General features: G+C 64.8%; 8 protein-coding genes. 7 read left to right on the forward strand and 1 reads right to left on the reverse strand.

Going from position 1 to position 9,033, the window contains the following annotated elements:
• The first annotated feature begins 279 nt into the window (after nt 1-279).
• The gene (locus QM672_RS32265; protein WP_394315108.1) at nt 280-1,815 is read left to right on the forward strand and encodes a BCCT family transporter; all 1,536 of its coding nucleotides are present in this window, start codon (nt 280-282) and stop codon (nt 1,813-1,815) included.
• 158 nt (nt 1,816-1,973) lie between these two features.
• Nucleotides 1,974-2,621, forward strand: a complete 648-nt coding sequence (locus tag QM672_RS32270) for a cysteine hydrolase (protein WP_415087355.1) — start codon at nt 1,974-1,976, stop codon at nt 2,619-2,621.
• Between the two features lie 72 nt (nt 2,622-2,693).
• On the opposite strand, the gene QM672_RS32275 is transcribed toward QM672_RS32270, so the two are convergent.
• On the reverse strand, nt 2,694-4,148 hold the full coding sequence (locus tag QM672_RS32275) for a M20/M25/M40 family metallo-hydrolase (protein ID WP_415087356.1): 1,455 nt from the start codon (nt 4,146-4,148) through the stop codon (nt 2,694-2,696).
• A 335-nt stretch (nt 4,149-4,483) separates the two neighbouring features.
• On the opposite strand from QM672_RS32275, the gene QM672_RS32280 reads away from it, so the two are divergent.
• From QM672_RS32280 to QM672_RS32300, 5 genes are all read left to right on the forward strand, one after another.
• Nucleotides 4,484-5,254 (forward strand): DUF899 domain-containing protein, encoded by a 771-nt coding sequence (locus tag QM672_RS32280; RefSeq protein WP_415087357.1) that lies wholly within the window; start codon nt 4,484-4,486, stop codon nt 5,252-5,254.
• Between the two features lie 153 nt (nt 5,255-5,407).
• Nucleotides 5,408-5,896 (forward strand): heme-degrading domain-containing protein, encoded by a 489-nt coding sequence (locus QM672_RS32285; RefSeq protein WP_311942992.1) that lies wholly within the window; start codon nt 5,408-5,410, stop codon nt 5,894-5,896.
• A gap of 414 nt (nt 5,897-6,310) precedes the next feature.
• Nucleotides 6,311-6,718, forward strand: coding sequence for an arsenate reductase (glutaredoxin) (gene arsC / locus QM672_RS32290; RefSeq protein WP_311942990.1), 408 nt, complete (start codon nt 6,311-6,313; stop codon nt 6,716-6,718).
• A 17-nt stretch (nt 6,719-6,735) separates the two neighbouring features.
• Nucleotides 6,736-7,932: an arsenite efflux MFS transporter ArsK gene (gene arsK, locus QM672_RS32295; protein WP_311942988.1), complete on the forward strand. Its 1,197-nt coding sequence runs from the start codon at nt 6,736-6,738 to the stop codon at nt 7,930-7,932.
• 40 nt (nt 7,933-7,972) lie between these two features.
• The gene (locus QM672_RS32300; RefSeq protein ID WP_311942986.1) at nt 7,973-8,881 is read left to right on the forward strand and encodes an aminoglycoside phosphotransferase family protein; all 909 of its coding nucleotides are present in this window, start codon (nt 7,973-7,975) and stop codon (nt 8,879-8,881) included.
• Nucleotides 8,882-9,033 lie beyond the last annotated feature (152 nt).

The following is a 9,033-nucleotide window of genomic DNA, read 5'->3' on the forward strand; positions in this document are numbered from 1 at the left end:
AACTACTTCCAGGCAGCGGGCTATGAACCAACTTAAACAAGATACGCTCTAGACGATGCGCGCCCGCCTCCGCCCATTGCCGCGCATGTCCGTCGGCTTTTGCGATCCGGGGTCGGATTCGGAACCCCGAAGGTCGGTACTAGGGCGGATTGCAAAGGTATATCGCGGCACTATGACGTAGGGGCGTGGCTATTGGGACTCGCGAACGTCGAAATCCCGGCTGGCAGACGATGAAGCGCCCGCTTCAACGGGGGAGGAACGATCGTTTTGTCGCGCGCAATGCTTCGTGGATCGGATTCCGGTGTCTTCTGGCCGGCGCTTATTATTGTCGTAGGCTTCGTATTATGGGGAACGCTCTTCCCCGCCAGCCTGACAAGTGTCGCCACGGCGACGCTCAACGGCATCATCCATGCCTTTGGCTGGAGCTTCGTCGTCTCGACGGCGTTCTTCCTGGTCTTCGCGGGCTTTCTGGCCTTCAGCCGTTTCGGCCGGATCAAGCTCGGCCATGACGACGAGAAGCCGGAATTCTCCACGGTCTCCTGGGTCTGCATGATGTTCAGCGTCGGCATGGGCATCGGCCTGATGTTCTGGGGCGTGGCCGAGCCCGTGTCGCATTTCGGCGCGCCGCCGCATGGGCTCGCCCAGCCGCAGTCGAAGGAAGCGGCGATCGTGGCGATGCAATATGCCTATTTCCATTGGGCCCTGCATCCCTGGGCGATCTATGCCGTCGTCGGGCTGGCGCTCGCCTATTTCAGCTATCGCCGCGATCTGCCGACGCTGATGTCCAGCGCCTTCCAGCCTTTGATCGGCGACAGGGTGCACGGGCCGATCGGCCGCACCATCGACGTGCTGGCGATCATCGCCACCCTGTTCGGTACTGCGACCTCGCTCGGCCTGGGCGCGCAGCAGATCAATTCCGGCATGAACTATCTGTGGGGCACCGGCGAATCCGCCGCCATCGCCCTCACCATCATCGCCGTGCTCTCGGTGCTCTTCATCCTCTCGGCGGTGTCCGGCGTCGGCAAGGGCATCCAGTTCCTCAGCAACATGAATATGGTGATCGCGGTGGTACTGCTGCTCTTCCTGGCAGCCTTCGGTCCCACCGTGTTCATTTTCGACACGCTGATCGAATCGCTCGGCTATTATCTCAGCGACCTCGTTTCGATGTCGTTCCGCACCGCCGCCTTCAGCGACGGCAAGTGGCTGGCCAACTGGACCATCTTCTACTGGGCCTGGTGGATCTCCTGGGCACCCTTCGTGGGCGTGTTCATCGCCCGCATCTCGCGCGGCCGCACCATCCGTGAATTCGTGATCGGCGTTTTGCTGATTCCCAGCGCCGTTACTTTCATCTGGTTCACCATCATGGGCGGAACCGCCCTCCATTCGGAGCTGATGGGCGCCGGCGGCTTGGTCGAGGCGGTCAAGAACCAGGGCGCGCCGGTATCGCTGTTCGCCCTGCTGGCCCAATATCCGATGGCGACGGTGACCTCGACCATCGCCATGTTCCTGGTGGCGATCTTCTTCGTTTCCGGCGCGGACGCCGCCTCGGTGGTGATGGGCATGCTTTCCAGCAGGGGCGCACCGCATCCGCAGGCGGGCATCGTGGTGCTCTGGGGCCTGCTCGCCGGCGCCTCGGCCTGCGTGCTCCTGGTGATGGGCGGCCTCGCCGGCCTGCAGACGGCCTCGATCATCGCCGCCGCTCCCTTCCTCCTGGTGATGATCGGCCTGTGCATCTCGCTGTGGAAGGGGCTCCTGGACGAGTTGGAGACACATGGCGTTCTGCATGACGCCAAGGCAGTACAATCGGCCGAATAAGCTCGCCGATTTTCCGGGATGCGGACGGGCGGGCAGGACCCGCCCGTTTTCGCAAGGGCGGGAGGGATGATTTGCGGGCGCGCCCGCCGTAAGGTGCGGGACAGTCACGGCACCGGTCGTCGCTGGCCGGCTGCCACACTCGCAAGGAGCCGAACCCCATGAAGACTCCCTTCGGTCTCGAACTCCATGGCTCTCTCGCGGAGCTCTGCCGGCCCGACCGCATGGCCGTCATCGTCTATGACATGCAGGTGGGCATCCTCGGCCAGATCGCCGATGGTGCCGCCATCACCGCGCGCAATGCCGCCGTGCTGCAGGCCGCGCGGGCCGGCGGCTACCGCGTCGTCTTCCTGCGCCACATGTCGATGCCGCCCAAATTGATGGGTCGCTTCCAATATCGCCAGGCCATGGCCTGGCAGCGCACCGAGGATCCCGCGGCGGTGAAGCCTTGGTTCCTGCGCTCTTCCCCTGGCTTCGAGATCACGCCGGAAGTGGCGCCGCGGGAGGACGAGGCTATCCTCGACAAGATCACCTTCTCGGCCTTTGCCGACACGCCGCTCGCCACCATCCTGCGCGATTGCGGCCTCACCGCCTTCGCCATCATGGGCGTTGCCATCGAGATCGGCATCGAGCCGACGGCCCGCCACGGCGCCGATCTCGGCTTCGTGCCCATCATCATCGAGGATGCCTGTGGCACCGGTCACAAGGAGGCGGCGGAGCGCAGCTTCACCTCGCTTGCCTATATGGGCGACGCCATTCTCACGCAGAGCGGGACGCTAACCGGGATGATGGGTCGGGCAACAGAGTGAAGCTCGCGGCACCGGAGGCCCGGCGCCGCATTCCAAACCGGCCTTCCCACTTGCTAGAAGGCCGGCCGGCGATCACTTCGCGGCCACGCCGACCAGCGTGTCGTAGATGAAAGCCGTACCCTCCTTCAAGGATTTGACGGCGATGCGCTCGTCATTGCCGTGCATGCGCTCCAGCGTTTCATTGTCCAGCGGGTAGGGATAGATGCCATAGGTCGGTATGCCGCGGTCCCGCCAGGCGGAAGCATCCGTGCCGGCCTCGAACAGGGCCGAAACCACGGTGGCTTCGGGCCAGGTCTTCTTGCCGGCCGTTTCGAGAGCCTTGAACAGGGGCGTATCGGTCGGGGATGCCTCGGCTTCCGTGCGCTTCTTGTAATAGGCCTTGGCATCGTCTTCCGAAAGGCTGGAGTCGACGCTGATCTTGATATCCGGATCGGCGATGGCTTTCTCGACCTGGCTTCGCACGTCCCAGGGTGTCGAGCCTGGCACGAGGCGCACATTCACATAGGCTTCGGCCGTGCCGGGAATGACGTTTTCCTTCACCCCGGCCTTGATGATCGTCGTCGCCACCGTATTGCGCATCAGGGCATGCCAGAGCAGCGGATAATCGCCGGTGGCGGAGACGCGTTTTCCGGCTTTCTTCAGCGCCGAAGGGTCGTTGCTCGAGGCCAGCGTCTGGAGATCCCGCTTCATCTGCCCGGTTGCGCTCGAGGCAAGGGCCTGGAAATAGGCCTTGGTCTGGCCGGTGAGGGTGGGCTCGGTGTCCCACACCGACAATTTCGCCAGGGCCCGGGTCAGTTTGCCGACCGCGCTGTCCGGTTGCGGGCGCGAGGAGTGGGTGGGCGTACCCGTCACCTTGAGCCGGAGGCCTGCATAGATCTTGTCACGCGTCGTGATGTTGACCTGCCGGGTGACCCCTTGCTTGTCCTGGAAGATCCAGCCGCCTTCGTTCAAGACGAATTCGGCATCGATCTTGTCCCAGTGATTTTTCGCCAGCCAGTCGGTGCCGTAATCGCCGGCTTCTTCGTCGGCTTCGGCCAGGAAGATCACGTCCCTCGACAGTGCGACGCCGCTCTTCTTGAGATCGAGGAGCGCCTGGACGAACACCGCCTGTCCGCCCTTGAAGTCCATGGCGCCCCGCCCCAGGACGTAGCCATCCTTGATTTCGCCGGCAAACGGATCGACGCTCCAGGTGTGCCGTTCGACCGGCACCACATCCGAATGCGCAGCCAGAAGCACGGGCTTCTTGCTGCCATCGCCCTTCAGGCGCGCGATGAAGTGAGCCACCCCATCCTTGGGGGTCTTGATGATTTCATTTTCGATGCCGGCATCGTCGAAGACCTTTTTGAGGTAGGTGACTTCCTCCAGCGTTCGTCCCGGCGGGTTGGATGTGTCGAAGCGCAGGAGCTGCTGAAGAAGCGCGACGGTCTTGTCGGATTCCTGAGCCGCAAGAGGGGAGGTTGAACCTATAAGGGCGATGACGCCCAAAGCCGCAGCGCAATTTGAAAGAATAGATGGACCCAATTTCATAACTTTTCCTCTTGGTATTCTATTTTTTTACGAACATTGCTCCTCTTTCCGGGCGCTTTATGTTGATTACCCTAGCCAAAAAACCTCCTACGACAAGCTGCGATAAATCGATACAACATGCCTGTCCTTGACCGGGCCGAAACAATGCAAGCCGTTGCCGGGAATTCGGGTCTGCGCTTGCGACCGGGGCTCCTTCCGAATGCCGCCACACTTGTTACTCCCACCCCTCCGCCTCCCGGTGGCACTCTCTCCTCACCGATAAAGAACCAAGGGCGGCGCGTGCCGATGCGCTTGAAGCATGCGGTACGGTGGGCGCTCGGATGAGGAGATTTGCGATGACCACTCCAGCCGGAAATGGACAGAACGGAGCCACGGGCATGCACACCCCGCCGGTGGTGTCGCCGCAGGAATGGCAGGCGGCCCATGAGCGGCTGCTGGCGATGGAAAAGGCCCACACCCGCGCCCGCGATGCCCTGGCGGCCCAGCGCCGGCGCATGCCCTGGATGGCGGTGGAGAAGGCCTATGTCTTCGAGGGGCCGCAGGCGCGCGCAAGTCTCGCCGAGCTGTTCGAGGGCCGCAGCCAACTCATCGCCTATCGCGCCTTCTTCGAGCCGGGCGTATTCGGCTGGCCCGACCATGCCTGCCGAGGCTGCTCGATGGTGGCCGACCAGGTCGCCCATCTTTCCCATCTCAATGCCCGCGACACCACGCTTGTCTTCCTCTCGCGGGCGCCGCAGGGCGATATCGCCAGGCTGAAGCAGCGCATGGGCTGGACCATGCCATGGTACACCGTGCTCGACGATTTCGACTGGGATTTCGGCGTGGGCGAGTGGCACGGCACCAATGTGTTCTACCGTGACGGCGAGCGGATCTTCCGCACCTATTTGGTCAACAGCCGCGGCGACGAGCAGATGGGCGGCACCTGGAACTATCTCGACATCACGCCGCTCGGCCGCCAGGAGGCCTGGGAGGATTCGCCCGAAGGCTATCCGCAGACGCCGCCCTATAAATGGTGGAACTGGAACGATGCCTATGTCGCCGGCGCAGCGCCGGACAAGCGCTGGGTGCAGGTGTCGGATGCGGGCGAGGCGAGCTTCCGCAAATAGGAACGCCGATGGCTCCCGGCGGGGTGGCCTCCATTCCATCCGGTGACGGAGCGAGATCGGCGCGCTGGTGCAGGCCTTGCCTGTGTGGGAGCCCGCTTGCCGGCTTGCCAGGGCTGGCGGGCGCCCGCATGATCGTCGGGCAAGGAGGCCGACATGCCCAACGAGATCACGCTGAGCGAGTTGCTGCGCCAGGAGGCGGTGCTCACCTTTCCAGCCTTCGACAACGAGATTGCCATTGATCTGGGCACGCTGGCGCTTGGCATTGCCCGCGAACGCGCCTTGCCGGTGGCGATCAATGTTACGCGCAACCGCCAGCAGCTCTTCCATGCTGCCCTGGCCGGCACTTCGCTCGACAATGACCAATGGATCGCCCGCAAATCGGCGGTGGTCTACCGGTTCGGTCATTCCTCCTTCTATATGGGCCAGTCGACGCTGCCGGGCGGCCCCTCCTTCCACGATCGCTTCATGGTCGACCCCAAGGAATATGCCGCGCATGGCGGCAGTTTTCCGATCATCGTTGAGGGCACCGGCCTGGTCGGCGCCATCACCATATCGGGCCTGCCCCAGCAGGCCGATCATGAACTGGTGGTGGAGATCATCACCCGCTTCCTCGAGCAGCGCTTCGGCAAGAAGGCATTGTAGCGCTCCTCCCGCCCGCAGGCCTGGTGCCGGTCGGCATTCCGGTGCAACTATGGGCTTCCGAGTTCGGTGGCGACGGCGTGGTGCCGAAGGATGTCGAGACGGTGGCACGCAATCTTGCCACCCTGCCGGAGATGCATGCCGCCGCCAAAGCCGGGCATTTCGCCTTCCTGGCGCCCTGCAGCGCCGAGTCTGCCAAGGCCGCCGCCGATTTCGGCGAGGCGGAGATCTGCGCGGATGGGGCAGGCTTCGATCGATTGCCTTCCATCGAGGCTTCAACGCCGAGCTCCTCGACTTCTTCCGGCGGCACCTTGGCGCAGGGCAGGGGCCTTGAGCCGCTGGCCGCCCTCATGCGATGGGTGTTTTGTCGGAGCAGCGTTGGCGCCAGCTCCGTGGTTCCGATCGAAAGCCCCCGCGATGAGTGTCACTATCTATCACAATCCGGCCTGCGGCACTTCGCGCAACACCCTCGCCATGATCCGCCAGTCGGGCGAGGAGCCGGTGGTCGTCGAGTATCTCGACGCCCCACCCTCACGGGACAAGCTCGTCGCACTGCTGGCCGCCATGGCGATGCAGCCGCGCGACTTGTTGCGCGAGAAGGGCACGCCCTATGCCGAGCTCGGCCTGGGTGACCCGAAATGGAGCGACGAGCAGATCATCGACTTCATGCTGGCGCATCCGATCCTGATCAACCGGCCCATCGTCGAGACGGCACATGGTACGCGCCTGTGCCGTCCTTCCGAGGCGGTGCTCGACCTGCTCGACCGGCCGGTCGAGCACTTCGTCAAGGAAGATGATGAAGTCGTGACCTATCGTCGGACCTGATTGCGACTGATCCAGACATGCATGCGGAACGCTCGCCCGTCGCGGCCATCATCGCCCTGGGCGTCACCCAGATCATCGGCTATGGCACGCTCTATTACAGTTTCAGCATCCTGGCCGCCGATATGGCGAAGGGCCTGGGCTGGACCACCGAATGGGTGTTCGGCGCGCTCTCGGCCGCGCTGCTGATCGGCGGTGCCACGGCGCCCTGGGTCGGTCGGCTGATCGATGCGATCGGAGCGGGCCGCGTGATGGCGGTCGGTTCCCTGGCTGCTTCGGCATCATTGGCTGCCTGTGCGCTGGCGCCGGGCGGCGTGGCCTTCGTGGCGGCGCTGATCGCGATGGAGACAGCCTCCAACCTGGTGCTCTACGGCGCTGCCTTCGCCTTGCTGGTGCAGATCCGCCCGCGGGCTGCCCAGCGCAGCATCACCTATCTCACCTTGATCGCGGGCTTTGCCTCCACTGTGTTCTGGCCTGTTACCACCGCTTTGCATGAGCGCATGAGCTGGCAGGACGTCTATCTCGTCTTCGCCGGGCTCAATCTGGCGGTCTGTTTTCCCCTGTATGTCTGGCTCTCGCTTGGGTTGTCGAAGCAGGGTGGTGCGGCCATCGGGCAGCAGTCGGCGGTGGCGGGCCTGCTCGCGCCCGCCCAGCGCAAGGCAGGCTTTCGGCTGATGCTCGTCGGCTTTGCCGCCTTGTCGCTGGTGGTTGCGGCCATCCTGGTCCACATGATCCCGCTGCTGTCCGGCCTCGGGCTCGGAACGTCGGCGGCGGTGGTCGGCACGCTGTTCGGCCCGTCCCAGGTGCTCAGCCGCCTGGTCAACATGGTGTTCGGGCGCAATCTGCCGCCGATCGCCCTCGCGCTGATCGCGGCGACGCTGATGCCGGCCTCCGTGGCCCTGCTCGCCCTCACGGCGCCCTCCACCACGGGCGCGATGGTGTTTGCGGTGGTGTTCGGCCTGGGCAACGGGCTGTTCAGCATCGTGATCGGTACCCTGCCGCTGGCTTTGTTCGGCAGCGAAGGGTATGGCACGCTGCAGGGCAAGGTGATGGCCGCCCGCCTGATCGTGGCCGCGATGGCGCCCTTTGCCTTCGCCTTCGCGCTGACCACCATCGGCGCCGGCCTGTCCCTGGCGGTGACGGCCCTGCTGGGCGGGCTCGGCGGACTGTCCTTCCTGGCGATCCGCTTCCTGGTGGGGCCGGCGCGGGCCGCTTGACGGTTGGGGCCGGCAATCGGCTCGAATGGGAGGATGCTGCATGACTGGCCGCTTGACGATCGAGGTCGGGCTGGTGCGCCGCCTGGTCGACAGCCAGTTTCCCGATTGGGCCGATCAGCCGGTCCGGCCGGTCGAGCGCAATGGCTGGGACAACTCCACCTTCCGCCTCGGCGAGGACAAGAAGGTGCGTCTGCCGACCGCCGCCTCCTATGTGCCGCAGGTCGAGAAGGAATGGCGCTTTCTGCCCGCGCTGGCCCCGCATCTGCCCTTGCCGATCCCAGCCCCGCTTGCCCTCGGCCGCCCGGCGGAAGGCTATCCCTATCCCTGGTCGGTCCAGCGCTGGATCGAGGGCAAGCCGGTGGTGTTCGAGCAACTCACCGATCCCGTCGGATTTGCGGCCGATCTTGCGCAGTTCCTGCTGGCCCTGCAGCGCGCGCCCGCCGAGGGGCCAGCCGCCGGGGCGGATAATTTTCATCGCGGTGGGGCGCTCTCAGTCTACGACGCCGAGACGCGGCGTTGCCTCGATCGACTTGCGGGCGAGATCGATGCCGCTGCGGCGGGCCAGGTCTGGGAGGCGGCACTGGCGGCGCAATGGCAATCGCCGCCCGTCTGGGTGCATGGCGATATCGCCGTCGGCAACCTGCTGCTGCGCAAGGGACGGCTGAGCGCCGTGATCGATTTCGGCAGCAGCGCGGTCGGCGATCCTGCCTGCGACCTGGTGATCGCCTGGACCTTCCTGCGGGGCGAAAGCCGTGCGGCTTTCAAGGCAAGACTGTCGGCGGCGGGATTTGACGAGGCGATCTGGGCCCGTGCCCGCGGCTGGGCCCTGTGGAAGGCCCTGCTCATCTGCTGCGGTCATGGCAGTACGCTGCCGACCGAGCTGTCAGCCAGGAAGGTGATCGCCACGGTGCTGGACGAGCATGCCGGAAGCGCTTCTGCGCCGTCTTGAAGGGGCCGCCCCCGCCCCCGACCCGCGTGCGGCCAGGGGCGGCACTTTTCTCCAGCGTCAATGGTGGCCCGGTCCCTCGACCTTCACCTCGCTGCCATTGGCATCATAGAGCTTGCCGTTGAGGAAATAGTCGCCCTCATGCAGCATCGAGA

The sequence above is a fragment of the Labrys sp. (in: a-proteobacteria) genome (genome assembly GCF_047605565.1).
GTDB lineage: Bacteria > Pseudomonadota > Alphaproteobacteria > Rhizobiales > Labraceae > Labrys > Labrys neptuniae.

Coding starts and splice junctions, on each gene's coding strand:
- QM672_RS32265 (WP_394315108.1), top strand. CDS start 280: ATGCTTCGTGGATCGGATTCCGGTGTCTTCTGGCCGGCGCTTATTATT.
- QM672_RS32270 (WP_415087355.1), top strand. CDS start 1,974: ATGAAGACTCCCTTCGGTCTCGAACTCCATGGCTCTCTCGCGGAGCTC.
- QM672_RS32275 (WP_415087356.1), bottom strand. CDS start 4,148: ATGAAATTGGGTCCATCTATTCTTTCAAATTGCGCTGCGGCTTTGGGC.
- QM672_RS32280 (WP_415087357.1), top strand. CDS start 4,484: ATGACCACTCCAGCCGGAAATGGACAGAACGGAGCCACGGGCATGCAC.
- QM672_RS32285 (WP_311942992.1), top strand. CDS start 5,408: ATGCCCAACGAGATCACGCTGAGCGAGTTGCTGCGCCAGGAGGCGGTG.
- arsC (WP_311942990.1), top strand. CDS start 6,311: ATGAGTGTCACTATCTATCACAATCCGGCCTGCGGCACTTCGCGCAAC.
- arsK (WP_311942988.1), top strand. CDS start 6,736: ATGCATGCGGAACGCTCGCCCGTCGCGGCCATCATCGCCCTGGGCGTC.
- QM672_RS32300 (WP_311942986.1), top strand. CDS start 7,973: ATGACTGGCCGCTTGACGATCGAGGTCGGGCTGGTGCGCCGCCTGGTC.